Below are 26,568 nucleotides of genomic sequence, written 5' to 3' on the forward strand. Positions count from 1 at the left end.
CCGGGAGGCGGCTCTTCACGCAGGTCGCCAGTCTGCGCGCTACTTCGCCGGCGCGGCACGCAAATACACATCGCACTGGTCAAGATGTGCCCTGGGCCAGCTCGCATAGAGCGACGCCATCTGCCCGACAAGTCGCGCGTCATTGCGCGCTGCGCCGCAGAGCACAATCGCACTCTGGCCGCGATCCAGATATCGCTCGGGATTCCTGATCGTGTCCAGATATCCGGGGAACCAGCGCGGAACGACAAATCCGCGCCGTTCACCGTAGTACGGAATCTCGCTGCTCCAGTCGTCGCCATACACCAGGATCGGATCGGTAGGCGCCGTGTGCTCACGAAGAAATTTTGCGACTGACAAAATGGGATCGTCGTCGTTGTAGACATGGCGCTCCGCCTCGAAGCGCGGGCCGGTGAAATAACCTGCCAGCCCGATCACAACGACTCCCGCGAGCATCGCCGCGCCGAGCACACTGCCTGCTCCTCCTCGCTCCATCAGTGCGCCAATCGACACTGCCAGTGCGAACACCAGATAGACGGTGTTCGACATCGGGTAGTAGTCGTGGACGAACAGGAGGTTCTCGAACACCATGAAGTACAACAGATACAGCCCAAGCCCGACCAGGATAATCGCGCGCCGCCCACGGCAGAAGAGCAGCGCGATAGCGATTGCCGCCACGCCCACGTAGCCGCCGATATTTTCACTGGCTACGCGCTTCCAGATCACGTCACCCCAAAGCGCTGCCGAATAGCGCATCTTCAGCTGACCAAAATTCCAGAGCGTGGTTTGCGATGAGGTCAACATCGAACCCATCGCGTTGTGCATCTTGACTGCATCAGAGAATTTCACCCACGCGACACCGATCAGGAACGACAGGCCAAAGGCAAGCAACCCCTTCCAGAGCATCGTGGAGCGCAACCGCAACGGCCAGGCGCTACGCAGATAGACGAAGCCCACCAGCATGAGCGGGAGCACCGTTGTCGACTTCTGCAAAAGCGCGAGCGTCAAGAAGACGAACGTCATCACTGCGTCGCGCCAGCGATCCTCGCCGGCAATCATCTCAATCGCGTAAGCCAGATAGCTCAGCGAAAAGAACAACGCGGCGGTCTCCATCAGGAAGGAGCGCCCCCAGAAGAGGTAGAGCGGTGCAGACAGGAAGAGCGCGGTGAACGTACAGAAGTAGAGCGGCGCTCGTGCTGCAAACAGCCGGCGGCAAACAAGCCACGCGGGCCAAAGGCATAGAACCCAGAACAGGTAGCTGACGAGGCGCCCGACAGGATCAAGCGCGAGTCCCATCGGGCAGGCAATGCCTGCGACGATCCACTGATAGATCGGGAACTCGAACGGAATGGCCCACGGATAGCCGGCGACGGGCGTTCCGTATGCCAGCGACCACCCATCGCGACACGCCGACCAGGCGGTCAACGCGGTCTGCGTTTGCCGGAACGAATGAAATCCGAGGATCGGCTGCGTGGCATATTGCACAGCAAGCCACGTCGCAACACCGAACACGCCAATGGCGAGAACAGCAGCAATCAGGAATGCGGCATTGACGACTTGAACTTTTTTCAATATCAGCCTCGGCGCTTGGTTCCGCGGATTATATCCGGCAGCAGGTTCAGCCCATGCGACGCTCGACAATAAAATGCAATGCATCCATCTCGCGCATTACGAACCGTTTCGGTAACGTTTCGCTACCGTTTCGCTACCGTTTCGACGTGATACCACGCCAGGCGTATCGCGCGGCGGCCAACACCCACCGCCAGGGCAATGCCGCGCTCTGCGGCAGAAAGGAAATGAAAGCAGATTGATAGGCGTATCGACCGCGGCTTCTGCGATGCTCTAGCCCGCTGTGATAGATTGCACTATCCATATTCGCGGAATCCGCCTTTTAACGCCTGACGCCAGGTTATTAGGGAGTAAGTTTTATGTTCATTTTATTTGGCTCCCCGCGCTCGGGCACGACGCTATACAAGGAATCCCTAAACCTTCATAGCGGCATTTTTATCCCAAACCAGACGACTTTTATCAGCCCGGTCGCTCATGTGATTGGCTGCATCAGCGACTGGCCGTTGGCTCGGCGCCTCATTGCTGAAATCATCACGTCGACCGACGACTACGCAGAAGTCCTCGAACCCTATATCAGCAAGATCGAAGTCGGCGAGGTGCTTGAAACCGCAGCGCCGACGCTGGCCGGCGTATTGAATGCAATCTATGGCCGCATCGCGCGCAATGCGGGCAAAGTGATCAGCGGCGACAAGACGCCGGACGACTTACTGTCGATCCGCAAGCTCGAACAGGTCTCCTTGCTTGATTCCGACATTAAATTCGTTCATATCGTGCGCGACGTGCGCGGTGTGCTCTCGTCACTGGATCAAGTGTCGTGGGCGCCGGCGGGTATCGAAGAATATTTCCCGCGCTTGTGGAATTACACGAATCTGCATCTGCACAAGACCATGGTCGGTCGTCCTAACTATCTTCTGGTGCGCTACGAAGATCTCGTGCTGGATCCCCGCAACTCGCTCGCGAAAACGTCGGAATTCCTTGGCCTGGAGTTTGAAGAGGCGATGCTGGACAACAGCAAGCGTGCGCCGATGTTGCGCAACGACCAAAGCCACACCAATCTCGCCAAGCCTTTCCTCCAGGAGCGCACCACCTCCTGGCAAACTGAGCTGGCGCCGCGCCTGAGGGAACACTGCGAGGCAACCGCAGCTGAGGCGCTCAGCGCTTTTGGCTATCTGTAAAAAAAGGGCGCGTCTAACGCGCCCTTAAATAGCTTTATTTGCGCCCGTAGGTATCGTCGAAGCGCACGATATCGTCTTCGCCCAGATAGCTGCCCGACTGGACTTCGATCATCGACAGCGGAATCTTGCCCGGATTTTCAAGCCGATGAGTCTGTCCCAGCGGAATGAACGTGGACTCGTTCTCGGAAAGCAGGAAAGACTCGTCGCCACGCGTGACAAGCGCCGTTCCGCTGACAACGATCCAATGCTCCGCTCGATGATGGTGCATCTGCAAAGACAGGCGGCCGCCGGGATTGACGACGATACGCTTTACCTGGAATCCGCGGTCGCCGTCGATCGAGTCGTAGTAGCCCCACGGCCGGTAGACCTTGCGGTGGTAGTGCGCCTCGGCGGCATTTTCCGCCTTCAGGCGCGCCACGATATTCTTGACCCGCTGCACTTCCGAAGTCTTCGCGACCAGAATGGCGTCCGGCGTTTCCACCACGACGAGATCCTCCGTGCCGACGCAGGCGATCAGGCGGCCCCCTTCGGAGTGGGTCAACGTATTGACTGCGCCTTCGAACATGGCCCGGCCACGCGCGACGTTACCCGATGCATCCTTGGGCAGCAGATCCCAGATCGCGTCCCACGAACCGACATCCGACCAGCCTGCCTGCAAAGGCACCACGACGCCGCTGACGGAAGATGACAGTTCGCCGAGATGCTCCATCACGGCGAAGTCGATCGACTCGGATGGGCACTCGACAAATTCGCTCTGGCCCAGACGAAGGAAGTCGCGGTCTGAACTGGACGCCGCAAACGCGCGTCGCGCGGCGTCTGCGATCAACGGGCGGAAATGCTCAATCAGCTTCAGCCAGACGGACGCCCGAAGGATAAAAATGCCGCTATTCCACAGGTATTCGCCCGAGCTCACGTAGGTCTGCGCCAACTCTTTGCCCGGCTTTTCGACGAAACCCTCGAGGCTGTAACCGCCCTGCTCGCCCGCCGTTGCTCCGACCTTGATGTAGCCATAACCGGTATCCGGCCGCGTCGGCACAATGCCCATCGTCACGACCGCGCCCTCTGCTGCGTAGTCGGCGGCGACGGCGACCGTTTTAGCAAACGCTGCTGCGTCAACGATGGCGTGGTCGGCGGGCATCACCACCATGACCGCATCCTTGCCGCCCTCGACGAGTTCGAGCGCAGCACACGTGAGCGCCGGAGCGGTATTGCGGCCGACCGGCTCAAGGATGATCCGGCTTTGCCGTCCCACACGCCGCATCTGCTCCGCCGTGGTGAACCGGTGTTCTTCACCGCATACGACCAACACTTCATCTGCGACTGGCCGGCTGTTCTGGAGCGCATCCAGGCGACGCGCCGTCGACTGGAGCAGCGATTCGTCGCCGAGCAGTTCGATGAGCTGCTTGGGGAAATGCTCCCGCGACAGCGGCCACAGGCGCGTTCCCGACCCACCGGCAAGAATCACCGCCTGGAGCGGTATCTGGGCGGTCGGTCGCGCAGCGGCGTGCGATGAAGGTAGGACGGTCGAGTTCATGAGGATATTGATCTATTGAGTCGGAGAACAGCGGTCGGACAGACGCTCGACGATCAGCTAGTGACGGCCGCCCGAAATGACGGTGCATTGGAAGTGGCTGCCGCGTACTCATAAAACGCAGCGCGCGTCGCGAACGCGGGCAGGACGGTCTGGAAAAAGCACAGCATTTCCGTCATCTGCTTGTTCCGCAGGAAAGTCTGAAAAGCCGCCAGATCGTTCCCGCCAAGGCCAGCCGAAAAAATGCGGGGGCCGGAGGCGTAAAGTGCCTGTGCAATCACGGCTGCGATTTCGACGCGCACGCCACTCAGGTCTTCCTTGATCGTGTTCTTCTCGTGCACACGATAGACGATGTGCTCATGTTCGCTGTCGAGGAACACCGAACTATGCGCATACGCAAACATCAGGAAATCGAGGTCGTGGCAATAGCGCAGCGGCTGGAACCCACCCGCCGCCTCCCACAGTTCACGCGTGAAAACCATGTTCGATGTCGTCGCAACAAAGTTCTCGTTCAGCAACGCGAGCTGGGGCAGCTTTGTTTCATCGAGGAATTGTCGCGCACGCCCGAGCCAGTCGATTGCAACACCGCCCTTTTGCTTGACGCTGTTGTCATCCATGATTCCGGGCGCGCCCGCAATGAGCCCGGTTCCAGGCCGCTCGCCAGCGATCACGCGGCAGCGCTCAAGCTTCGTTGGCGCAAACACGTCATCGGAATTCAGGACGGCGACATAGTCGCCGCGGCACATGCCAATCGCACGATTGATGGTGTTGTGCGCACCCGCGTTTTGCTGCTTGTAAGCCTTTGCATTCGGCACCTTCGCCAATACCCGTTCTGCGAGCTCGAAACCATTGTCCGACGATCCGTCGTCGATCAGGATGATCTCGTCCGCTGGCGAAGTTTGCGTCAGTACGCTGTCGAGCGCAGCCTCGATATAACGGGCATGGTTATAGAGGGGCACCACCACGGAAATGGATGGGGTCGTCAACGGCGCCGACGCGCGGCGTGATTTGAAGAGCGGCATGTTCGGAAAAATGGGTAGCGGCAATTCGAATGCGGGGCAACCGATGCCGGCTATTGTATATCGGTATCAAAGAACGGAAAGTAGCGTGATTTGTAGCGCAAATCACGCGAACGCTCCTTGATGAAACGAGCGGGATTACCAGCAACGATCGTGTAGGGCTCGACATCGCGCGTGACAACAGAGCCCGCGCCGATCACCGCACCTTCGCCAATGCGCACCCCCGGGCTGATGATCGCGCGAGCGCCAACCCATACGTGGTCTTCGATGACCACTGGCTTGCACAGGCAGACAAAATCCGGGTTCTGCGGATCATGCGTCAGTGTCTGAATGAGCGTGTAGTGCGAAATATTGACGTTGTTGCCGATCGTCAACGGCACGCGCCCGTCCAGATAGGTATAGCGATTGATCACGGTATTGTTGCCGATCGCGATGTGGTAACCCGTTACGAAGCACCCCATCGCGATGCTCGAATCACTCCCGATCCTGACCTGGCAAAAACGCCGCAGAAACCAATGCCTGATCCCGTACGGCATGTAGTTCATGAACAGGTGATTGCCAAGATAAAAGCAGAGAGCGGGCTTAAAACGCCATCGGATAAAACGATAGACTCGCTTGACTGGCTCGAGCATGTGTTCCCTTGAATATTAGCGACTGCTTTTCTTGACCACGGTCTCAATGATCTCTTCGTAGCGCTTAACGATATTCGAGAAGTCAAATCGCTCGTAGATCTTGCGGCGTCCAGCGGCCGCCTTTTCACGCCATGCGTCGCGGTTCGACGCCATGTTGTCCATCGCGTCGGCCAGTACAGGCGCGATCGCATAGCTGCGCGGCGCATAGGCCAGTTCGTCGAGCAGCTTCGAGTTCAGGTTCGGTGTGCCGCCGTACTCGTTCTGCACGAGAATGCCAATGTCGTTGTCTTCGATGACCTCTGCCGAAGCCCCCGTATCCGTGAGAATCATGGGCTTCTGGTAGAACATCGCCTCGTTCATCGCGATACTCCACCCTTCAATGAACGAAGGCAACAGGAACGCGTCCGTGACGCGATGCACGTCCTCGACGTCCGGGAAATAGCCCGGCATCAGGATGTGCTGCTCGAGCCCATGCTCCGCCAGATAGTTTCGCAGCGCCTCGACATGAGGCGGGTAGACAACATTGCCGACGCACAGGATCTTCACGTCGCGGCGACGCTGCAGCAGATGCCGCATGGCATCGGCCATCACGTAGTGCCCCTTGTGCAGGTTGTACGACGCGATGTTCGCGAACACGTAGTCGGTATCAGCAAGACCGAGTTCGGCGCGGGTGAGCTTGACCGGCTTCTTGTCGCGCGCTTCGTGCTCGGAAATGATGAGCCCGTTCGGCACCGTGATGACCTTTTGCGCATCCACACCCAGATTCTGGACTGCGAAGCGCGTTGCGTTCTGCGACACCGAGATGTAGCAGTCGACATACCGGTCGTTGCGTTCGAACGCATCGGCCTGCTCTTTCGAGAAGAACGCGTAGACGTTGTGGATGAACGTGATGTTCGGAATCCGGTGGCGCGCAAACAGCTCATAGCCAGTATGCGAGAAGTGCGACATCGCTACATCGATGTGCAATTCCTTGAGCAGGCGCTCGTACGCGGGCAGCGGGTTACGCGAAGGCAAACCGATCACCCGCAGTCCGGCGTTTCTCGCGACCGCCCCGAGATGGCCGACCGTGCCAGGCGTCACGATGGTCACGTCGAAGCGGTTCCGGTCAAACGCGATGGCGGAGTCGAGCACGACCTTCTCGAGCCCCCCTTTGTCGAAAGAAGCGAGTTCGATCAAGACACCCAGACGGCCATCGGTGCGAGGCGGCGGTGACTTCCTGAAAAGCGACAGTACGGTTTGAAACATGAGTTTTACGGGTGATCCGGGTAATTAGGGTCAACGCACACTGAAGGCGTCGGAACGAAGTACGCGCGAACTGTCGGTTACGCCGACTGAATCCAGCAGCTCCGACAATTTCGCAGCCACCCGCTCGACCGAATATTCCGCGGTGGCGGCAGCAAAACCTGCATCGGCAATGCGCGTCCACAACTGTGCGTCTTCATGAAGCCTGACGATGGCATCCGCCAGTTCGGCGGCCGTCTCGCCTTCGAGCACTTCTTCGCCGTCAACCAGGCCCATGCCTTCGCTCGCGATCTTCGTCAGCACGCACGGCAGTCCATGCAGCAAGCTCGACACCACCTTGCCCTTGATACCGGCGCCGTAGCGCAACGGGGCGATCGACAGCCGCGCGGTGCCCAGCACATCGTCGAGGTTCTCGACGAAGCCAACGATCTTCACGCCTGACTTCGCATCGTCGAGCGCCTTGACTTCGGGGGTGACATTGCTGCCGACGACCGTCAGCACCGCATCGGGCAACTGCTTTCTCACCAACGGCCAGATTTCCTTGACGAGGAAGTTGACCGCATCGATGTTCGGCAGATGCGCGAAACCACCGACGAATACGACGCCGCGGCGCTCGTCGAATCCGGCGCTCGAACGCGTCGGCAGGCGCGGAATCGGGATGCGATGCACGTTCGCGGACGGCACGAAGCTCTTGACGATATCGCTTTCGAGTCGGCTCACCACAATCGTCGCGTCGGACAGGTTCACCGCGCGGATTTCCTCGCGACGAAGCATCAGCGCATCGTCGAGCGCCTGCGCCGAACGCGCGTGAATGGCCGCACGTTCTTCGCGCAGATAGTGCAGATCCACCGTGCCGAAGATCACCTTGGCGTTGGGCGCCTGCGTGCGCAGCGGCTCGACGATGTGCCGGGCGACGATGACGCGTTGCACCAGCACGACCGCGGCATCCTTCGCTTCCTCGATCACGAGGCGATTGAGCGAAGCAAGATCCGTCGCGTACTGCACGCGAGCGCCCCAACGCCGCAGCGCATCGGCGTAATGCTCGACCGGCGCCTGCTCGAACGCAGCGATGAAGCTGACCTGGAAGCCGAACGCATGGAAAATCCGCAAATACCAGTACACGTCCGCCGATCCCGAATCCTGATCGGGCTTCGGCACGAACGCGTCGACCATGACGATCTTGGGTCGCTGGGCCAGCGTGACCACGTCGCCATGGACGCCGGAGCCGGCGAACTTGCTTTCGTAACGCTGGCGCAATGCCCAGCGCTGATGAGCTTCATCCCAGGCGTCCGGAGCGGCAAGACCCGTCGAACGCGAAGCCGGCAGTTGCGTGAAGCGCGCAAAGGGCTGCGAATAGGTGTTCTCGTTGAGATCCGCCAACAGCAAGCCGATCGAGACGAGCCCGGCCTGGAACGGCGCTTCAGCGACGAAGGCCGGCGAGATACGCTCCCAGGCTGCCTTGCGAAGCGCAACGAAGCCCGGTGCCGAGCACGCGACACGCATCACCGCATTGACCTTAGGATCGGTCGGCTCCAACCCGGCGCAGTTCGGATGCAAACGCGCATCTTCGCCGATCGACGCACCGGCTGCCTTGACTCGTCCGGACTCGTCGAGAATCAACGCGGAAACGGCAGCAGCATCGGGAAAGCGCACAAACGCTTCATCGACCGCAGCGAGCCAGTCCGGATGCGCAATCAGGTCGTCAGACAGCAGCACGACGAACTCGCTGTCGATCGCGCCCACGCCATCGCGAAGCGCGGCGAGCGACTTGTCTGCGTCTCGATCCGACAAGGCCTGCACGCCGTAGCGCGCTTCGATCTGCGGATGAGATGCGCCAACGACCACGACGCGATAGGGAATTTTCGTCGTATAAGCGCTCAACGCCGCAAGACAGCGATCCAGATCATCAGCGCCGCCGGACGCGACCACCACGATGGTGGCACGCGCGTGAGCAGCCTGCTCGAACGGCGCCGACGACCTGGGGATCGCCGGCATGCGCACCGACGGGGCCGCATTGCCACTGTCGCGCACGTCCTGGGCGCTCGCTGGCGCGCCGCGTCGCACCGGACGCAGACGACGCGACGCAAACCGCAACGGCTTCGTCACGCGCCAGGACGCGGAACGCAGTATCTCGTCCATCTGCCTGCGCATCGCATCGACCTTTGCGCCCTGCTCATGAAGCAGGTTGCTCAAGCGCGTCTTCTCGTTGTTCAGCTCGTCGACCTGATTGTTCCGGATGACCAGTTCGCCATTCAGGTCGGCAATCTCGTCTTTGCGGCTGGAGAGATCGCTCGACAGCCCGGCAATCGTTTCGTTGCGGGCGATGATCTCATTGTTCAGACGAACGGCTTCCACCGTCAGTCGACCGACTTCGTCATCGCGCTTGAGCACTTCGTTGGTCAACCTGACCGTCTCGACCGTCAGGCGTCCGATCTGGGCGTTACGCTCGTTGTCGTAGCGCGCGAAAGAGAAGCTGCCTTCGAGCACATCGTCGTCGGGATCGGGCAGCGGCCCATCGGACACGATGGCGACGAAATACACCGGATCGATCAACGATGAGCCCGATTGATATTCGCCGACGCTGGTCTCGTTCCAGTACCTCACCTCGCGCGGGCCCTGGCGCCCCTCGCGGAACAGCATCGAGCCGGCAGTCGGCTTCTGTTCGTAGAGGACGAAGTTCTTGAATCCGGTCTTGAGCCAGTCGACGAACTCCTGCCGGTCGAGCTCGCGAACGTGGTACTCGTTGGGGGGCGATCCGGCAGGCGAATAAATCGGACGATTCGGCGTCGAAATGATCATCAACCCGTTTGGCCGAAGTACGCGCCGCGCCTCCTTCATGAAGGCTTCATGCTCGTGGAAGTGTTCGAGCGTCTCGAAAGAATTGAGAATATCGACCGAAGCGTCCGGGAGCGGGATCGCCGTCGCGCTGCCATGCTCGTAGCGCAGGTTGGCGCGGTCGCCATAGCGTGCACGGGCGTTCTCGACGGCTTTCGGGTCAATATCCACGCCGACGACCGATTTGGCCGACTGCGCCAGCACCGCCGAACCATAGCCCTCGCCAGAAGCAATATCGAGCACCTCCTTACCCTCGCAGAGCAAGGCAGAAAAGAGATAGCGATGGTAGTGCTCGTACTGGATGGGGCCGGCCACGCCAGGAAGATATCGCTCCCCGGTAAACTCGTGACCGTTCTCCGCGCCCTTGAACCGAAACGTTCGGACTTGCTTGGTCATAGGTAAATTCCGCTCTACAGGCTGACGGTGCTTGAATCAAGCACGTGGATTACACAAAAGTCATGTGGTGTTCGCTGCCGGCACGCGTCGCGCAGCCGGGCTAGCTCCCCATTCATCGGCTATTGCGCCGACATGCCGAGGTGAAGCATCGGGATCCCAAGCAGGGCGTGCTCCACCCGGGACGCATGTACCCTTAGCGGGAGCGCGTCGTGGACCCAATGAAGTTGAATGTGGTTGTACTGCGTACCTTCCGCCACCGCGACGTTGATCGAAAAGTCTCCGACCGGCAGCATGGGCATCACAAACGAGAACTCCGCATACAAAGTCTCGTTCGCAGCACACTCGACCGGCTGGTCCGCAAATGTCACGAAGGTATTTTCGCCGAACAGATCCTGGCCGCGATCGTTCTTCAGGTAGAACCCGACGATCGGCGAGACCAGCGGCACGCGCGTCACCACCGCTACCCGCAGCGTAACCGGCTCTCCACCGACGACCCAATCGAGCCTGCGCTTCGCCTCGTCGAGCAACGCGACGTCGGCGATCTGCGCCCCGCCCGATCCGAACGCCTGCGAATCGCTGTTGAACGCCATCACCTCGATGTCGTTACGCAGCGCGGAGGCATTGATCAGTTCGCGGCGCTCGTCGAGTTCGGCGGCGCGAGGCTGCGACGTCAGCTGCGGCCCCGCAGCCTCCGGCGTGCCGGTGCCCGTGTAGCGGGCTTCGAGGTAGGCGGCGCAGACCTCATCGGGATTGCCCGAGGCCATGACATGGCCCTGATCGATCCAGATCACTTTCGAACAGAGCTTTCTGATCGTCGAGGTATCGTGGCTGACGAACAGGATCGTTCCGTGCTTACGAAATTCATGCAAAAACCGGAAGCACTTCTGATTGAAGAACGCGTCGCCCACGGCGAGCGCCTCGTCGATCACCAGGATATCCGCATCGACGTGTGCGATCACCGCAAACGCGAGACGGACAAACATGCCGCTCGAGTAAGTCTTCACCGGCTGTTCGATGAAGTCCCCAATGTCCGCGAACGCGACGATATCGTCGTAGCGCTCGTCAATCTGTGCACGCGTCAGGCCATACAGCTGCGCGTTGAGATAGATGTTCTCACGCCCCGTGTACTCGACGTCGAAACCCGAGCCCAGCTCGAGCAATGCCGCCACGCGACCTTGAACGTTTACTGTGCCGCCCGACGGCGCGAGTGTTCCGCACACGATCTGGAGCAGCGTGCTCTTGCCGGAGCCGTTTCGACCGATGATCCCGACCGTCTCGCCCTCGGCGACCGTAAAGCTCACGTCGTGCAGCGCCCAGAAGGTGTTCGACAGCGCATCGGCCCGGCGAAGCGCGGCGCGGCGCGCGGCAGCGCCCGGCGCCAGCCGTGCCGCCATCCCCAGCACGCCGCGCCGCAATCGGTCGGCGGGTTGCTCGTAGGAATGGAAGCCTTTGCTGACGCCCAAAGCTTCGATCACCAAATTTTCAGACATGTAAACTTTCCCCAGCCGGGCGCACTTTTTTTCATAGCCCCCGCACTATCGCGTGCGTTGGCGAGCGATTGACCAGCCACTCGGCGGCGGCGTACATAAAGCGATAATTTTACAACGATTCGAGCGTTTCACGATATGAGACGCATCGCGATCGAGCACGGGCCCATTCGCCTGCGATTGACCGATTCAGTCCCACGGGACGGTGCCCCGCGAACGTAAACGACCGCGCCAGACGGGCCTTGCGGGCCAGCATTTCATTGCAAGAGTTACACTTTGACAACACAGCGAAGACGGGGCTAGTCGGTCGGAGCGTATGAGATAATCGATAATGGCTAGCGTACGACGCACATGCCGCAGCGACCCGGTTCAGGGCCTGGCCCAGGGCCTGCGTCTGATTCCGGCTGCATCGGCCAACATGTCAAAAATCAATGGCTTACGCATCGGGCGCGCAATCAGGTTGTGTCCCTTCCCCCGTAGCTACTTTCGCTTGAATCGATCACCAATATATGCATAGCTTTAGCGTTTCGCCGCGATGCCTCGCTGCATCGCTGGTGAAGAATCGGCGCCTCATGCTGGATCTCGCGCGGCGCGACGCCGTAGGGCGCTACAAGGGTTCATTCCTCGGAATCTTCTGGTCACTCGCGACCCCGCTCTTCATGCTGAGCATCTACACCTTCGTGTTCAGCGAAGTGTTCAACTCGCGTTGGGGTGGCACGGGCACGCAGACCGCGTCCAAAGGCGAATTCGCCGTCGTCCTGTTCTCCGGGATGATCATGTTCAACCTCTTCTCGGAGTGCATCAGCCGGGCGCCGACGCTGATCCTTTCGCATTCGAACTTCGTGAAGAAGATCGTCTTCCCGCTTGAGATACTGCCGTGCGTAGCGCTGCTTTCCGCGCTCTTTCACCTCTGTGTCAGCGGCTTCATCCTGCTGCTGGCCGAGTGGCTGATCGCGGGCCACGTCCCGCCGACCGCATTCCTGTTCCCGGTCGTGCTTGCACCGCTTTGTGTGTTCATTCTCGGCTTCAGCTGGATCCTCGCGGCCACTGGCGTCTATCTGCGCGACATCGGCCAGACGATCGGCATCCTGATTACCGGCTTGATGTTCCTGTCGCCGATCTTCTTCCCGGTGTCGTCGTTGCCCGAACGCTTCCGCCCGTTCGTCTACTTGAACCCGCTGACCTACCCGATCGAGCAGGGCCGCGACGTTCTCGTCTGGGGCCAGTCGATCATGTGGGGTCACTGGGCCATCTATTCGCTTATCGCTATCTCGGTTGCCTGGATCGGCTTCGCCTGTTTCCAGAAGACCCGACGAGGATTTGCCGATGTCATCTGACATTGCAATCCGCGCGCACTCGATCAAGAAGGGCTTCGAGTCTTACGAAAAGCCCTCCGATCGACTGAAGCGCAGCGTATTTGCGCTGCTCGGCAGGCTCGCACCTGCCTCACCGCTACGACGCTTCTTTCAGCGGCGCTCACAAGAATGCGTCCGCGTATTCTGGGCGCTCAAAGGCGTGGACTTCGAGATTGCCCGAGGCGAAACGGTCGGCATCATCGGACGCAACGGCTCCGGCAAGAGCACGCTGCTGCAGATCATTTGCGGCACGCTCGCCCCTACCGAGGGCACGATACACACGGCTGGCCGGATTGCTGCGCTGCTCGAACTCGGCTCGGGCTTCGACGCCGAATACACTGGCCGCGAAAACATCTATATCAACGGGCAATTGCATGGCCTGACGCGCGACCAGATCGACGAACGCCTTGAAACGATCATCGAGTTCGCCGAGATCGGCCGCTTTATCGATCAGCCGGTCAAGACGTATTCGAGCGGAATGTTCGTGCGCCTGGCATTTGCGGTCATCGCGCACGTCGATGCCGACATTCTGGTGATCGACGAAGCGCTCGCGGTAGGCGACGCGTTTTTCACGCAAAAGTGCATGCGCTTCCTGCGCCGTTTCCAGCAGAACGGAACCGTCCTTTTCGTGAGCCACGACTCGTCTGCTGTGCGCAGCTTGTGCAAACGCGTGATCTGGCTGGATCGCGGCGACGTCCGCGACATGGGTGCTGCAAAGGATGTTTGCACCCGCTATTTCGAGGCCTTCTACGAGCGACAAGCGAACGCGTCCCGGAACGACCAGGACGAATCGGCGGAGCGTATGCAAGCCTCCCTGATCGCAGCCACCTCGGCGGCCTCCTCGCAAAGCGCAGATCAGCGACAACGATTCCTCAAAACGCCCGACGCAACGGCGACGAAGATCACGAACTTCTGCATCGATCCGCACGACCTCGGGACGCAACGCACGACGACGTTGATCGAGTCGGTGCAGTTGACCAACGAGCAAGGCGGAGCAGTCACCTGGGTCGTCGGTCGCGAACGCGTGCTGCTGCGCGTCAGCACGAGGCATGGCGCACATGGCGCACCGGTCGTTGCTTTCTTCCTCAAGGATCGACTCGGCCAGCCTCTCTTTGGCGACGATACCTCGCTCACCAAAACCCAGGTGGCAAACGGGGCCAGCGACCTGCTCTTCGCCGAATTTCTCTTCGAAATGCCGATTCTGCCGCCCGGCGACTACGCAATCACTGTCCTCGTCGCAGACAGGGCTGGCGAGACGCCTGTCGTACTGGACTGCGTGCACGATGCCCTGATCATCAAATCGGAAACGGCCAGCGTCACGACCGGCCTCGTTGGCCTTCCGATGGCGAACGTCAAACTCTACACACAGGAAGTGATCGAGGAAACGTGACGTGCGCGTTGGCCCGGAACGCACGCTGGCGGCGCCCGCCAACGGCGTGAGCCCGTACCGAGCTTGACACCCCAGGCGCGAGAGCCGACGCGTGACACATCCTTTTTGCGTCGCGCGACTTGAACCCAGTAACGGCGCACGCCCAACGACGACTATGACGAACGATCCAAACACGAAAGCCTCCAGTCATACTCAGTCGTACGAAGTGGACACGCCGAAGCAGCCTGCGCCGGCGGCCGAATCCGAAGTACCGGATACACCGACTGCAGCGCCGAAAAATATTCCACAAAAGCTGGTGGAGACCGGCCGCCGGCTCATTCACATGCACGGCGGCCCGCGCAACCTGCTGGCCTATGGTGTGCGTGTCGTACGAGACGAAGGTTTGACGGGGTTCCTGAAGAGACTGCGCCGCGTCGCGGCAAGTGGCACGGGATTCGGCCAGACATCGCAACGCGACTACCAGAAGTGGATCGCCCAATACGACACGCTTACCCCTGCCATCAGGGACGAGATGCGCAAGCGCACGTCGGCCTGGACGCATCGGCCACTGCTTTCGGTCGTTGTCTCAGTGCGTGACGGTGACCTGCAAAACCTGCGCGAAATGATCCGGTCGGTTCAGGGGCAGATCTACCCGAACTGGGAGTTCTGCATCGCCGCCAACGCAGACATCGCGGAACAAGTGCGAGCATTTCTTGACGGCGAATCGCAGCGTGACGCCAGGATCAAGGCGATCGTGCATCCAGAGAATCGCGCAGGCTGGGAAGTCGATAACAGCGCGCTGGAACTTGCCCACGGGGATTTCGTTGTTCTCCTCGACGAGCACGACGTGCTGCCCGAGCACGCCTTGTTCATGGTTGCGCAATCCATCGACCAGTATCCGCACGGCCGGATCTTCTACAGCGATGAAGACCAGTTGAGCGCGGATCGCAAGCGCACGGCGCCGCATTTCAAAAGCGACTGGAACCCGGAACTGTTTCTCGCATTGGATGCGTGTTCACATCTGGCCGTGTACGACACGGCGCTGGTGCGCGAGATGGGCGGCTTCAGGCCTGGTTTCGAGGATTGCCGTTATCACGATCTTGCACTGCGTGGTGTCGAACGCGTCGGCAACGCAAGCGTGATCCATATTGCACACGTACTCTGCCACCGCCGCAGCCCATCGGCCGATTCGATTGCCCCGCCATCGTTGAAACGTCCGGGTGAACAGATGACTCGCGCGGTCGCCGAACATCTCGAACGCCGTGGTGTGGAGGCGACGGTGTCGCTGACTTCAGGCAGCCCGGCCGTGTTGCAGGTGCGCTATGCGATCCCGAATCCTGCCCCCAGGGTTTCGCTGTTGATTCCGACTCGTGACGGCGTCGACCTGTTGCGTCAATGTATCGATAGCGTGCTTGAAAAGACGACGTATCCGAATTACGAGATCCTCGTCATCGACAACGGCAGCGAGCTTCGCGAAACCCTTGAGTATTTCGAAAAGATCAGCGAGTTGCCGAACGTGCGCGTGCTCAGGGATGACTCGCCGTTCAACTTCTCCGCGCTCAATAACCGGGCGGCGGCGCAGGCGAGCGGAGAATATCTGTGCCTGCTCAATAACGACACAGAGGTCATCTCCCCGGACTGGCTCGATGAAATGGTCGGCCTGGCGTGCCAGCCCGGCAATGGCGCCATTGGCGCGGCGCTCTGGTACCCGAACGACCGGCTTCAGCACGGCGGCGTCCTGATCGGCCTGGGCGGCGTAGGCGGCCATGTACATCACATGCTGGCGAAGGGCGACGCGGGCTATTTCGATCGCGCATTGGTCACGCAGAATCTGTCGGCGGTCACCGCCGCGTGCCTCGTCATCCGCAAATCAATCTACGACGAGGTGGGCGGCCTCGATGAGGCGCTCCAGGTCGCGTTTAACGACGTCGATTTTTGCCTGCGTGTGCGAGAAGCCGGTTACCGCAATGTGTGGACGCCGCATGCGGAGCTTTACCACTACGAGTCCGCGACCCGGGGCTCGGACATGGCGCCGGAGAAATATCGGCGCTTTTCGAACGAAGTCCGTTTGATGGAGCAGCGCTGGAAGGGCCAGCTCGAAAATGATCCGGCCTACAATCCGAACCTGTCGTTGAGCACCCAGGTTCTGCCGTTCAGCCTCGCCGAGCCGCCGCGCACGCAGCTACCCGATTGAAACGGTCACGGTCATGGCAAGCGCCGTCCAGCGGCGCCAGCCTGCCTAGTGCCGTCGATACGCGCCGAGGCGGCCAGACAGCCCATCCAGAACGCCTCGCCACACCATGCGCAAATGCTCGCGGCGCTTGTTGGGGAAGAAACAATAGACCACGATACGCACGGGCAGCTTGATGAGCTCTGCGCTCTTCCACTTCGCGGGCATCGAGGAGCGTTTCACCAGCGCGATTACGTTCCTGAACTGGTAGTAGTGACGCAGCGGGCCGTGCATCGGATACGCACGCCCCAGCACGCGAACAGGCTCGCCACCGAGTTCATGACGCATGCGTACCCAGGGCAGCCCGAGCACGCGATAGCCTTTTCGCTTCGCCCGTACGCACCACTCCAGATCGACAAAATCGATAAAGAGCGCATCGTCCATCGGGCCTATCGCCGACCAGTACCTGAGGTTGATGCACGAACCCGAGGTAATCAGGAAATCGACGTCGATTGGCGCATCGCCCACCGGCTCGATCCGTCCAAACTGGAACCATTGAAACCGGACAAACGGCGCGACCCCGCGCAAACGCGCATCTTCATACGCGGGCCCAACAACGGCCACGCGCTCGCCTGCTGCATTGGCTCGCGCAAGTTGCGCCGGCAGTTCAAGGAGCAAGGATTCAGACGGTTCGCTATCCTGATCGAACAGGATCGCGCTCGTGCAACCCAGCGCGATCAGTGCTTCGACGCCCTGATTGAGCGCGGTCGCAATGCCGAGATTTGCACCGTTGGGAAGGTACGTAACGCGCGGATCCAGCCCGAGGGAGGCCGCATCGCACAGTTCCTCGCTGTTATCGACAACCACGCACGGGCCGTAGCTCGCCAGACGGTTCGCCCGCACAACGCAGTCCACGTCCGGCCGATAGAACACCACGACCGTACCGACTGCGCCACTGCCACCCGCCGTCGCGTCCATCAATCCGCGAGGCAAAGGCGAAGCGCCTCGTCCCATGACGGCAATTGCACGCCAAACGTGCGCGCAAGCTTGTCGGTCGCCATGCGCGAATTCGCAGGCCGCTTTGCAGGCACCGGGTAGTCGCTGGCCGGAATCGGCAGCACCTTCGGCGCCTTCTCACCCATCGCAGCGTCGAAAATCGCTTCGGCGAAGCCATGCCACGAAGTCTCGCCCGTCGCGCTGAAGTGATAGACACCCGAGCGCTCGCGCCACCAGTTGGCGTCGCCGCCACGCTGGGCCGCGAGACCCTGCGCGACGATATGCGCCGTCACCGTCGCGATCGAATTCGACCACGTCGGCGCGCCGATCTGGTCGGCCACGACGCGCAGCTCCGGACGCTCCGCGCCGAGCTTGAGCATCGTCAGCAAAAAATTCTTGCCGCGACGCCCATACACCCAGCTCGTGCGCAGCACCAGATGCGCGCAGCCGCTCGCCGCGATCGCCTGCTCGCCTTCGAGCTTGGTCAGCCCGTAGACGTTCTGCGGATTCGTTGCGTCGTCTTCGACATAGGCGCCGTCCTTCGCGCCGTCGAACACGTAGTCGGTCGAATAGTGGATCAGCGCCGCGCCGCAGCGCGCCGCTTCTTCCGCCAGCACCGCGGGCGCTTCGGCGTTCAGGCGTCGCGCCGTGGCTTCGTCCGTTTCGGCCTTGTCCACAGCTGTGTAGGCCGCCGGATTCACGATGATCGACGGCTTGTGCTCGCGCACGACCGCGCGCACGCGGTCGAGGTCGCTCAGGTCGAGCGCGGCGCGGTCGAGGCCGACCACGCGCCCGAGCCCCTGCAACGTGCGCAGCAACTCATAGCCAACCTGACCGTTGACGCCCGTGACGAGAATGGTGGCTTGCTGATCCATCACGTCCTCACGCAAAGACATCGGCTTCGGCCAGCTTCTTGCCCGCCGCGTCCTTGGCGGCCAGCAGCGGCTCGAAGTCGATCGGCCATTCGATGCCGATGGCCGGATCGTTCCACGCGAGGCTGCGCTCGTGCTCCGGATACCAGTAGTCGGTCGTCTTGTAGAGGAACTGCGCCGACTCCGACAGCACGACAAAGCCGTGCGCGAAACCCGGCGGCACCCACAACTGCCGATGGTTCTCCGTCGACAGATGCACGCCCACCCATTTGCCGAAATTCGGCGAGCTCCTGCGGATATCGACGGCCACGTCGAACACTTCGCCTTCCACCACGCGCACGAGCTTGCCCTGCGCATGCTGGATCTGGTAGTGCAGGCCGCGCAGCACGCCCTTCGCCGAGCGCGAATGGTTGTCCTGCACGAACTCCACGCCCGGCTCCACGAGTTCCGCGAATTCGCGGCCGTTAAAACTTTCGTAGAAATAGCCGCGCGCGTCGCCGAACACCTTCGGCTCGATGATCTTGACTTCGGGCAGTGCCGTTGCCGTTACCGTGATGGCCATGCGACCTGGTCCGTAAGAATGTTCAACAAATACTTGCCGTAGCCGTTCTTCGAGAGCGGCGCAGCGAGCTTCTGCAGTTGTTCTGCGTCAATCCATTGCCGGCGATATGCAATCTCTTCCGGACACGCGACCACCAGGCCCTGACGCTTTTGCAGCGTGGCGATAAAGGTCGCCGCTTCGATCAGCGAATCGTGCGTGCCGGTGTCGAGCCACGCGAAGCCGCGGCCCATGATCTCGACGTTGAGCGCGCCATCGGCGAGATAGCGCGAGTTCACGTCCGTGATCTCCAGTTCGCCGCGCGGCGACGGCTTGATGTCCGCCGCGATGTCGCACACGCGGTTGTCGTAGAAGTACAGGCCCGTGACCGCGTAGTTCGAACGCGGCTTGGCGGGCTTTTCTTCGATCGACAGCGCGCGGAAGCCCTTGTCGAATTCGACCACGCCGTAGCGCTCGGGATCCTGCACGTGATAGGCGAACACCGTCGCGCCCGATTCCTGCGCCGTGGCGCGTTCGAGCTGCTTCGCGAGGTCGTGGCCGTAGAAAATGTTGTCGCCAAGAATCAGCGCCGACGGATCGTTGCCGACGAACTCCTTGCCGATGATGAACGCCTGCGCGAGACCGTCCGGGGACGGCTGCACCGCGTACTGGATGTTCATGCCCCACTGGCTGCCGTCGCCGAGCATCGACTCGAAGCGCGGCGTGTCCTGCGGCGTCGAGATGATGAGCACATCGCGAATACCCGCGATCATCAGCGTCGACAGCGGGTAGTAGATCATCGGCTTGTCGTACACGGGCAACAGCTGTTTCGACACCGCGTGGGTGATCGGATAGAGCCGCGTGCCGGAACCGCCAGCGAGAATAATGCCTTTGCGTGCCATGTCGTGCGCCTGCCTTTACGTACGCTGCGCGTAGTTGGTTTCGACCCACTTGCGATATTCGCCCGAAGCGACTTCGTCGGCCCACGCCTGGTTGTCCAGGTACCACTGCACCGTCTTCGCGAGACCGGTTTCGAAGGTCTCGGCCGGCTTCCAGCCCAGTTCGCGTTCGAGCTTGCGCGCGTCGATCGCGTAGCGGCGGTCATGTCCGGGGCGATCCGTCACGTAGGTGATCTGGTCGCGGTACGAGCCTGCGGCCTTCGGGCGCAGCTTGTCGAGCAGGTCGCACAGCGTGTGCACGACTTCGAGGTTCTTTTTCTCGTTCCAGCCGCCGACGTTGTACGTCTCGCCGCTCTGGCCGCGCGCGAGCACTTCGCGGATCGCGCTGCAATGGTCGCCCACGTAGAGCCAGTCGCGCACGTTCTGACCGTCGCCGTAGACCGGCAGCGGCTTGCCCGACAGCGCATTGGCGATCATCAGCGGGATGAGCTTTTCGGGGAACTGGTACGGGCCGTAGTTGTTCGAGCAGTTGGTCGTGAGAACCGGCAGGCCGTACGTATGGTGATACGCACGCACGAGATGGTCGGAACCTGCCTTGGTCGCCGAGTACGGGCTGTTGGGCGCGTACGGCGTGGTTTCCGAGAACTGCGGATCGGTCGCGGAAAGCGAGCCGAACACTTCGTCGGTCGAGACATGCAGGAAGCGGAAGGCCGCTTTTTCGGCTTCCGGCAAGGTATTCCAGTACTGGCGGGTGGCTTCGAGCAGCGTGAACGTGCCGACCACATTGGTCTGAACAAAATCAGCCGGGCCGTGGATCGATCGGTCGACGTGGCTTTCCGCGGCGAAGTGCAGCACGGCGCGCGGCTTGTGCTCGGCGAGCAGCGCGTCAAGCGCGGCGCGATCGCAGATGTCCACGCGCGCGAACACGTGATTCGGATTGCCCTGGAGCGATTGCAGCGTGCCGAGATTGCCCGCGTAGGTCAGCTTGTCTACGTTCAGAACGGCTTCGTCGGATTGACGGAACCAGTCAAGCACAAAGTTGGCGCCGATAAAGCCGGCACCGCCCGTTACCAGGATCATGGAATTCCTTTTTAGGCGTGTGATGGTAATGCGCCTGGCCGTCTAACCCAAAGGCCCCCGGCAGCCAAACGCACGAAAGGATGCTGTAAAAATGGACTTATTGCGAGGGAAATGCCGCTTTTATCCGCGCAGCATACGCTTTTCGCTCTGGTTATATCGTGACAATTATACGGACAGACCGAACGAAAACCATACCTCTAACATCTTGAAACAGCTTGACAAAGCGGCTTTGCTTTCTTTCTCGCCCATATTTTTCAGACAATTGACTGCGACGCGCGTTGGCTTTCTGATTGTCATCCACGATCACGCGGCAATCGTTTTCCTGTGATACCGTCACCCTCTTGTCCCCGGCATCCTCCGCCATCGAATTGCAATTGACTGCAACTGATTCAGATTCAATGACCAAGCAAGCGCCGTTCCCGCCGCCTCTCGCTTTCGGCGACCTTCAGGGTTGTCTGACCCCGTTCCGGGAGTTGCTCGCCAAGGCCGCCCCCTCTTCCAATACACCGCTATGGTTTGCGGGCGACCTCATCAATCGCGGGCCCGCATCGCTTGAGACGCTGCGCGAAGTGATTGCGCTCGGCGATCGCGGCGTGGCTGTGCTCGGCAATCACGACCTGCATTTGCTGTCGGTTTCGGCGGGCATTCGCAAGTCGAAAAAGGGCGACACCATCGACGCCATTCTTGCTGCACCCGATGCCGAGGATTTGCTGCACTGGGTGCGTCATCGCCCGATCGCGCACTACGAGCGCGGCATGCTGATGGTGCATGCGGGCGTGTTGCCGCAGTGGAGCCTTGACCTGACGCTGGAGCTTGCGCACGAACTGCAACAGGCGCTGCGCCGCGACAACTGGAAAGAGACGCTCGCGGGCCTCTACGGCAACGAACCGAATCGCTGGTCGAAAGAACTGAAGGGCATCGACAGGCTGCGCCTGACCTGCAGCGCGCTCACGCGCATGCGCTTTTGCAGCGAAGACGGCACGATGGATTTCAGCACGAGTGGCGGACTGGATTCCGCGCCGCCGGGTTATATGCCGTGGTTCGACGTGCCGGGGCGCAAGACCTCGGACATCACCGTCGTGTTCGGGCACTGGGCGGCGCTTGGGCTGACCTTGCGCAAGAACGTCATCGGCCTGGATTCGGGCTGCGTGTGGGGCGAGCGGCTGTCGGCGGTGAGTCTCGCCAGCGATCCTTATCAGCGCATCCTCACCCAGGTGGCCTGCCCGAACTGCCGCGCGGTATCGGCCTGAAGCCGCCTGAAGCGCCGCCTCAGCGCTTCTTGTTGTACACGTGCGTCGTCGCCTTCACGCCCTTGGGGAAGACCCGGCGCACGAAACCGCGCGCCGCGGCATCGGCCTGCAGCACCACATCGCGCACGGGCTGCTCGGGCCGGCCGCGAAACGACGTCGGATGAAAGTACTCATCGTCGCCAACGGGATGATCGGAGAAGTAGTAATTCGACACGCAGCAACGCTGCTCGTCGCTCACGTTCTTCGACACCGAATGCCATGAGTGCTGGTTCGTCACCATCACGGCGAGCCGGTTGAAGCGGCTGACGATGGTGGTCGGCTCCGCCTTGGTGCCCTGCGGCCACACCTCCAGATTGCCGCCCTTCTCCTGCGACCAGTCCGGCGATACGTAGTAGAGCAGATTGAGCACACGATAGTGCTCGCGATCCTTGTCGTGCGAGTTGTCCAGGTGCGGGTTGAGGAAGTGGCCCGGCCCCATCATCGAGATGCCGCCCGCGTACAGGTGCTCGTCCGGATACAGCGAGCGCAGCCCCGTGATCTCCTTGATGAGTTCCACGACGCGCGGCGCCTGGAACGCGAAGATGATCTCTTCGAGCAGCGGCGCGTGCGCGTCCATCTGCGCCGATACGTACTTGAGTTCGCGCAGGCTCTTGCGCAGCATCATCTTCGACGCATCGGGGAAGCCCGCGCGAATCTCGCGGGCAACCGATTCCGGCAACACATCGTCGATATGGAAATGCTGGATGGGCGCCGTCTGCGTCCATTGCTCGCGCAGCCGTGCGCGCTCCGATTCAAGACGCGCCGCGATGAGCGCGCCGAGTTCCGTACGATCCATGATGACTGTCCTGCTTTCGATGATCCGATGATGATGGCCTGGCGCCGCCCTACGTCGATCTAAGTCGATCTAAGTCGATCTACGCCGCTCTGCGCCGTCTCAGACGCGCTGGCCGACGCCCACCGACGCCTCGGTGCGCATTGCCTCCAGCGCCGCGCCCACCGACTCCTGCGCCCGCGCCGCCAGCTTGCGCCGATCGTCGCCCGGCTCCAGCGCTTCGCCCACATAGACGTGCGCCGTAATCGGCCCGGCCTTGAGCATCGCGTCAAGCGAATCCTTGAGCGACAGATCGTCGATATACGCCGGCGCGATCGACTGGCGACCCTGCGCATCCTCGTACATGATGCAGACCGGCTGCACCGGCCGCCCCGCCGACACCGGCGCCTGGAACATATTCGAATGGAACGGCTTGAGCGCGAGCCCGTCGGTGGTCGTGCCTTCGGGGAACACGCACATCAGCTCGCCGCGCTCCAGCCGCGACGACAGTTCGTGCATGATGCGCCGCGCCTCGCTGCGCTTCTCGCGCTCGATGAACACGGTATCGAGATTCGCCGCGAACCAGCCGATCAGCGGCCAGCTGCGCACTTCGGCCTTCGAGACGAACGGCGTCGGCCGCCACGCGTTGATCACGTAAATGTCGATCCACGAAATATGGTTGCTGACGACGAGCGCGCCCGCGTCCAGCCGCGCCGAGTCGTTATGCACAACGAGCTTCATGCCGCACAGGGCGAGCATCTTGAGCGACCAGGCGCGGTTCAGCGCCTGGCGTTGCGCGGGCGTGGCGCGCGGAAAGCGCACGCCGACAGTCCAGGCGCCGCGCAGCAGATGGCCGAGCAGACGGGCTTTGCGAAAGAAAAGACTCATGGCTGGGTCGATATCGAAGTCGAGGTCGGCTTGCGGGTTCTCAGTGGCCTGCTGCGTTGCGCTCGAAACCGACGCGCCCCGCCACCACCGTCGCACGCACCACGGCGGGCAGTTCGTAGCCGAGGAACGGCGTATTGTGCCCCTGGCTGCGCAGCGCGCGCGGTTCGACCTGCCAGTGCGCGTGTGCGTCGAACACGCAGAGGTCGGCGCTCGCGCCCACGCTCAGGCGTCCCGCATCCTTGCCGACGACCGCAGACGGCGCCGACGTGATGCTCGCCAGCGCCTTCGCGAGCGGCACGTTCTCTTCCTGCGCCCATTTGAGTGTCAGCGACAGCAGCAGCTCCAACCCCGTTGCGCCCGGCGTCGCTTCCGCGAACGGCAGCAGCTTTTCGTCGTCGTCCACGGGCGTGTGCTGCGAGCAGATCGCGTCGATGGTGCCGTCCAGCACGCCCGCGCGCAGCGCGTCGCGGTCGCGCTGCTGGCGCAGCGGCGGATCGAGGCGGAACTGCGCGTCGAAGTAGCCGATATCGGTATCGGTCAGGTGCAGATGGTTCGCGGTGACGTCGCAGGTCAGCGGCAGCCCTTCAGCCTTGGCCGAGCGCACCAGCGCCACGCCCGCCGCCGACGACAGGTGCTGCACGTGCACGCGTGCGCCCGTCACGCGCATCAGCTCGAACAGCGTAAAGAGCGCGATGGTTTCCGCGCTGACCGGCACGCCCGACAGCCCCAGGCGCGACGCCAGCGCGCCGCTCGCGGCCACGCCGCCCTTCGACAGAAACGGATCCTGCGGGCGCAGCCACACCGGGTAGCCATACGTGCTCGCGTACTGGAGCGCGCGCAGCAGCACCTGGGTATCGGCGATCGGCGAATCGACCTGCGTGAAGCCGATGCAGCCTGCTTCGGTGAGCGACACCATCTCGGTGATGACCGCGCCCTTGAGGCCCACCGTCAGCGCGCCGAGCGGATGCACGTGCGCACGTTCGAGCTTGCCCGCGCGGTACTTGAGCATCTCGACGAGGCCCGCTTCGTCGAGCACCGGATCGGTGTCCGGCGGGCACACGAGCGTCGTCACGCCGCCCGCGAGCGCCGCGTGCATTTCCGAATCGAGCGTGGCCTTGTGCTCGTAGCCTGGCTCGCGCAGCCGCGCGCTCAGGTCGACGAAACCGGGCGCGACCATCAGACCGCGCGCATCGATCGTCCTGTCCGCGATGAAACCCGCGGGCGCCGTGCCCAATGCGGCGATCATGCCCGCGTCGATGAAAACGTCCTGCTGCTGTTCGGTGCCCGCGACCGGGTCGATCAGCGTGCCGCCTTGAATATGAATCTTCATGCTGCCCCGCGTTATGTGTTGCTACCAGCGCCGCTTTTCGCGCCGCCAGTCATCTTTTCGCCCGCGACGATGCCCATGACCGCCATGCGCACCGCGATGCCGAAACTCACCTGATCGAGGATCACCGACTGCGGGCCGTCCGCGACCTGCGAGTCGATTTCGACGCCACGATTCATCGGCCCCGGATGCATCACGATCGCATCGGGCGCGGCGAGCGCGAGCCGCTCGGGCGTGAGGCCCCAGCTCTTGAAATACTCCTGCGCCGAAGGCAGCAGCGCACCGCTCATGCGTTCGTTCTGCAGGCGCAGCATGATGATGACGTCCACGCCCTTCAACCCTTCGTCGAGGTTGTGGAACACGCGCACGCCCATCTGTTCGAGACCGCCCGGCAGCAGCGTGCGCGGGCCGATTGCCCGCACTTCCGGCACGCCGAGCGTCGTCAGCGCATGAATGTCCGAGCGCGCCACGCGCGAATGCAGAATGTCGCCGACGATCGCCACGCGCAGATTCGTGAAATCGCGCTTGTAGTGGCGGATCGTGTACATGTCGAGCAGGCCCTGCGTCGGGTGCGCATGGCGGCCGTCGCCGGCGTTGATCACGTGCACGTGCGGCGCGCAATGCTCGGCGATCAGATACGGCGCGCCGCTCGACGCATGGCGCACGACGAACATATCGGCATGCATCGCCGAGAGGTTGCCGATGGTGTCGAGCAGCGATTCGCCCTTGCTCGTCGACGATGCGTTGATGTTCAGGTTCAGCACGTCCGCCGACAGGCGCTTGGCGGCGATCTCGAAGGTCGTGCGCGTGCGCGTCGAGTTCTCGAAGAACAGGTTGAACACCGACTTGCCGCGCAGCAGCGGCACGTTCTTGATGTCCCCGTCGGTGGCGCTCACGAACTGCGTGGCCGTGTCGAGCACCTGGTTGAGGATCGCGCGCGGCAGGCCCTCGATCGAAAGCAGATGCTTGAGTTCGCCGTTTTTCGTGAGCTGCGGATTGCCTTTGAGGAAGCCGTAGCGATAACGCTTGTCGGCGGCATCGGCGGCATGTGCGGCTGCGGCCGGTGCGGGCGTGGGCTGTGAATTCATTGCTGGAGTCCTGCGCGAATGGCTTGCGGGGTCAATCTCAAA

The 26,568-nt window shown here is 61.7% G+C and carries 21 protein-coding genes; 5 read left to right on the forward strand and 16 right to left on the reverse strand.

Annotation, left to right across the window (positions count from 1 at the left end):
* Positions 1 to 39: 39 nt before the first annotated feature.
* Positions 40 to 1,638 (reverse strand): glycosyltransferase family protein, encoded by a 1,599-nt coding sequence (locus tag BBA01S_RS12200; protein ID WP_156965923.1) that lies wholly within the window; start codon positions 1,636 to 1,638, stop codon positions 40 to 42.
* 287 nt (positions 1,639 to 1,925) lie between these two features.
* On the opposite strand from BBA01S_RS12200, the gene BBA01S_RS12205 reads away from it, so the two are divergent.
* The gene (locus BBA01S_RS12205) at positions 1,926 to 2,741 is read left to right on the forward strand and encodes a sulfotransferase family protein (RefSeq protein ID WP_027816699.1); all 816 of its coding nucleotides are present in this window, start codon (positions 1,926 to 1,928) and stop codon (positions 2,739 to 2,741) included.
* A 34-nt stretch (positions 2,742 to 2,775) separates the two neighbouring features.
* Here the strand turns inward: BBA01S_RS12205 and BBA01S_RS12210 are convergent, their stop codons facing one another.
* From BBA01S_RS12210 to BBA01S_RS12235, 6 genes are all read right to left on the reverse strand, one after another.
* Entirely contained in the window at positions 2,776 to 4,275 is a 1,500-nt protein-coding gene (locus BBA01S_RS12210) for a mannose-1-phosphate guanylyltransferase/mannose-6-phosphate isomerase (RefSeq protein ID WP_027816700.1), read from the reverse strand.
* Positions 4,276 to 4,328: 53 nt separating this feature from the next.
* Positions 4,329 to 5,294, reverse strand: coding sequence for a glycosyltransferase family 2 protein (locus BBA01S_RS12215; protein ID WP_027816701.1), 966 nt, complete (start codon positions 5,292 to 5,294; stop codon positions 4,329 to 4,331).
* A 50-nt stretch (positions 5,295 to 5,344) separates the two neighbouring features.
* Entirely contained in the window at positions 5,345 to 5,923 is a 579-nt protein-coding gene (locus BBA01S_RS12220; protein WP_027816702.1) for an acyltransferase, read from the reverse strand.
* Positions 5,924 to 5,938: 15 nt separating this feature from the next.
* On the reverse strand, positions 5,939 to 7,168 hold the full coding sequence (locus BBA01S_RS12225) for a glycosyltransferase family 4 protein (RefSeq protein WP_027816703.1): 1,230 nt from the start codon (positions 7,166 to 7,168) through the stop codon (positions 5,939 to 5,941).
* A 30-nt stretch (positions 7,169 to 7,198) separates the two neighbouring features.
* Complete coding sequence (locus BBA01S_RS12230) at positions 7,199 to 10,396, reverse strand: methyltransferase domain-containing protein (RefSeq protein ID WP_027816704.1); 3,198 nt, start codon at positions 10,394 to 10,396, stop codon at positions 7,199 to 7,201.
* Positions 10,397 to 10,515: 119 nt separating this feature from the next.
* Complete coding sequence (locus BBA01S_RS12235; RefSeq protein ID WP_027816705.1) at positions 10,516 to 11,886, reverse strand: ABC transporter ATP-binding protein; 1,371 nt, start codon at positions 11,884 to 11,886, stop codon at positions 10,516 to 10,518.
* Between the two features lie 506 nt (positions 11,887 to 12,392).
* Here BBA01S_RS12235 and BBA01S_RS12240 point away from each other — a divergent pair.
* The 3 genes from BBA01S_RS12240 (at position 12,393) to BBA01S_RS12250 (ending at position 16,801) form a co-directional block, all read left to right on the forward strand.
* Entirely contained in the window at positions 12,393 to 13,220 is an 828-nt protein-coding gene (locus BBA01S_RS12240; RefSeq protein WP_027816706.1) for an ABC transporter permease, read from the forward strand.
* Entirely contained in the window at positions 13,210 to 14,628 is a 1,419-nt protein-coding gene (locus tag BBA01S_RS48635; protein ID WP_027816707.1) for an ABC transporter ATP-binding protein, read from the forward strand. The genes BBA01S_RS12240 and BBA01S_RS48635 overlap by 11 nt, the downstream gene beginning before the upstream one ends.
* Before the next feature lie 154 nt (positions 14,629 to 14,782).
* Positions 14,783 to 16,801, forward strand: a complete 2,019-nt coding sequence (locus BBA01S_RS12250; protein ID WP_042296881.1) for a glycosyltransferase family 2 protein — start codon at positions 14,783 to 14,785, stop codon at positions 16,799 to 16,801.
* 45 nt (positions 16,802 to 16,846) lie between these two features.
* On the opposite strand, the gene BBA01S_RS12255 is transcribed toward BBA01S_RS12250, so the two are convergent.
* Genes BBA01S_RS12255 through rfbB form a run of 5 tightly spaced genes read right to left on the reverse strand, consistent with a single transcriptional unit; the run spans position 16,847 to position 21,162 of the window.
* On the reverse strand, positions 16,847 to 17,755 hold the full coding sequence (locus BBA01S_RS12255) for a glycosyltransferase family 2 protein (RefSeq protein ID WP_027816709.1): 909 nt from the start codon (positions 17,753 to 17,755) through the stop codon (positions 16,847 to 16,849).
* On the reverse strand, positions 17,755 to 18,648 hold the full coding sequence (gene rfbD, locus BBA01S_RS12260) for a dTDP-4-dehydrorhamnose reductase (protein ID WP_062863695.1): 894 nt from the start codon (positions 18,646 to 18,648) through the stop codon (positions 17,755 to 17,757). The genes BBA01S_RS12255 and rfbD overlap by 1 nt, the downstream gene beginning before the upstream one ends.
* 7 nt (positions 18,649 to 18,655) lie before the next feature.
* The gene (gene rfbC / locus BBA01S_RS12265) at positions 18,656 to 19,207 is read right to left on the reverse strand and encodes a dTDP-4-dehydrorhamnose 3,5-epimerase (protein ID WP_027816711.1); all 552 of its coding nucleotides are present in this window, start codon (positions 19,205 to 19,207) and stop codon (positions 18,656 to 18,658) included.
* Positions 19,192 to 20,085 carry a glucose-1-phosphate thymidylyltransferase RfbA gene (gene rfbA, locus BBA01S_RS12270; protein WP_027816712.1) on the reverse strand — a complete coding sequence of 298 codons (894 nt, stop codon included), beginning with the start codon at positions 20,083 to 20,085 and terminating at the stop codon, positions 19,192 to 19,194. Before rfbA ends, rfbC begins: the two co-directional genes overlap by 16 nt.
* A 15-nt stretch (positions 20,086 to 20,100) precedes the next feature.
* Positions 20,101 to 21,162: a dTDP-glucose 4,6-dehydratase gene (gene rfbB, locus BBA01S_RS12275; RefSeq protein WP_027816713.1), complete on the reverse strand. Its 1,062-nt coding sequence runs from the start codon at positions 21,160 to 21,162 to the stop codon at positions 20,101 to 20,103.
* 398 nt (positions 21,163 to 21,560) lie between these two features.
* Between rfbB and BBA01S_RS12285 the strand changes: the two genes are divergently transcribed.
* A complete protein-coding gene (locus BBA01S_RS12285; RefSeq protein ID WP_027816715.1) occupies positions 21,561 to 22,412 on the forward strand; it encodes a symmetrical bis(5'-nucleosyl)-tetraphosphatase in 852 nt (283 codons plus the stop codon).
* A gap of 19 nt (positions 22,413 to 22,431) precedes the next feature.
* Here BBA01S_RS12285 and BBA01S_RS12290 read toward each other — a convergent pair whose 3' ends face one another.
* The 4 genes from BBA01S_RS12290 to BBA01S_RS40970 form a co-directional block, all read right to left on the reverse strand.
* Complete coding sequence (locus BBA01S_RS12290; RefSeq protein WP_027816716.1) at positions 22,432 to 23,247, reverse strand: 2OG-Fe(II) oxygenase; 816 nt, start codon at positions 23,245 to 23,247, stop codon at positions 22,432 to 22,434.
* Positions 23,248 to 23,346: 99 nt separating this feature from the next.
* Positions 23,347 to 24,111 carry a lysophospholipid acyltransferase family protein gene (locus tag BBA01S_RS40965; RefSeq protein WP_042296886.1) on the reverse strand — a complete coding sequence of 255 codons (765 nt, stop codon included), beginning with the start codon at positions 24,109 to 24,111 and terminating at the stop codon, positions 23,347 to 23,349.
* 40 nt (positions 24,112 to 24,151) lie between these two features.
* The gene (locus BBA01S_RS12300) at positions 24,152 to 25,441 is read right to left on the reverse strand and encodes a dihydroorotase (protein WP_027816717.1); all 1,290 of its coding nucleotides are present in this window, start codon (positions 25,439 to 25,441) and stop codon (positions 24,152 to 24,154) included.
* 11 nt (positions 25,442 to 25,452) lie between these two features.
* Positions 25,453 to 26,526, reverse strand: a complete 1,074-nt coding sequence (locus tag BBA01S_RS40970; RefSeq protein ID WP_042296887.1) for an aspartate carbamoyltransferase catalytic subunit — start codon at positions 26,524 to 26,526, stop codon at positions 25,453 to 25,455.
* Positions 26,527 to 26,568 lie beyond the last annotated feature (42 nt).

This window comes from Paraburkholderia bannensis NBRC 103871 (assembly GCF_000685015.1).
GTDB lineage: Bacteria > Pseudomonadota > Gammaproteobacteria > Burkholderiales > Burkholderiaceae > Paraburkholderia > Paraburkholderia bannensis.

Excerpts from the sequence above, each read along its gene's own strand:
- BBA01S_RS12205 (WP_027816699.1), top strand. The coding sequence starts at position 1,926 with ATGTTCATTTTATTTGGCTCCCCGCGCTCGGGCACGACGCTATACAAG.
- BBA01S_RS12210 (WP_027816700.1), bottom strand. The coding sequence starts at position 4,275 with ATGAACTCGACCGTCCTACCTTCATCGCACGCCGCTGCGCGACCGACC.
- BBA01S_RS12215 (WP_027816701.1), bottom strand. The coding sequence starts at position 5,294 with ATGCCGCTCTTCAAATCACGCCGCGCGTCGGCGCCGTTGACGACCCCA.
- BBA01S_RS12220 (WP_027816702.1), bottom strand. The coding sequence starts at position 5,923 with ATGCTCGAGCCAGTCAAGCGAGTCTATCGTTTTATCCGATGGCGTTTT.
- BBA01S_RS12225 (WP_027816703.1), bottom strand. The coding sequence starts at position 7,168 with ATGTTTCAAACCGTACTGTCGCTTTTCAGGAAGTCACCGCCGCCTCGC.
- BBA01S_RS12230 (WP_027816704.1), bottom strand. The coding sequence starts at position 10,396 with ATGACCAAGCAAGTCCGAACGTTTCGGTTCAAGGGCGCGGAGAACGGT.
- BBA01S_RS12235 (WP_027816705.1), bottom strand. The coding sequence starts at position 11,886 with ATGTCTGAAAATTTGGTGATCGAAGCTTTGGGCGTCAGCAAAGGCTTC.
- BBA01S_RS12240 (WP_027816706.1), top strand. The coding sequence starts at position 12,393 with ATGCATAGCTTTAGCGTTTCGCCGCGATGCCTCGCTGCATCGCTGGTG.
- BBA01S_RS48635 (WP_027816707.1), top strand. The coding sequence starts at position 13,210 with ATGTCATCTGACATTGCAATCCGCGCGCACTCGATCAAGAAGGGCTTC.
- BBA01S_RS12250 (WP_042296881.1), top strand. The coding sequence starts at position 14,783 with ATGACGAACGATCCAAACACGAAAGCCTCCAGTCATACTCAGTCGTAC.
- BBA01S_RS12255 (WP_027816709.1), bottom strand. The coding sequence starts at position 17,755 with ATGGACGCGACGGCGGGTGGCAGTGGCGCAGTCGGTACGGTCGTGGTG.
- rfbD (WP_062863695.1), bottom strand. The coding sequence starts at position 18,648 with ATGGATCAGCAAGCCACCATTCTCGTCACGGGCGTCAACGGTCAGGTT.
- rfbC (WP_027816711.1), bottom strand. The coding sequence starts at position 19,207 with ATGGCCATCACGGTAACGGCAACGGCACTGCCCGAAGTCAAGATCATC.
- rfbA (WP_027816712.1), bottom strand. The coding sequence starts at position 20,085 with ATGGCACGCAAAGGCATTATTCTCGCTGGCGGTTCCGGCACGCGGCTC.
- rfbB (WP_027816713.1), bottom strand. The coding sequence starts at position 21,162 with ATGATCCTGGTAACGGGCGGTGCCGGCTTTATCGGCGCCAACTTTGTG.
- BBA01S_RS12285 (WP_027816715.1), top strand. The coding sequence starts at position 21,561 with ATGACCAAGCAAGCGCCGTTCCCGCCGCCTCTCGCTTTCGGCGACCTT.
- BBA01S_RS12290 (WP_027816716.1), bottom strand. The coding sequence starts at position 23,247 with ATGGATCGTACGGAACTCGGCGCGCTCATCGCGGCGCGTCTTGAATCG.
- BBA01S_RS40965 (WP_042296886.1), bottom strand. The coding sequence starts at position 24,111 with ATGAGTCTTTTCTTTCGCAAAGCCCGTCTGCTCGGCCATCTGCTGCGC.
- BBA01S_RS12300 (WP_027816717.1), bottom strand. The coding sequence starts at position 25,441 with ATGAAGATTCATATTCAAGGCGGCACGCTGATCGACCCGGTCGCGGGC.
- BBA01S_RS40970 (WP_042296887.1), bottom strand. The coding sequence starts at position 26,526 with ATGAATTCACAGCCCACGCCCGCACCGGCCGCAGCCGCACATGCCGCC.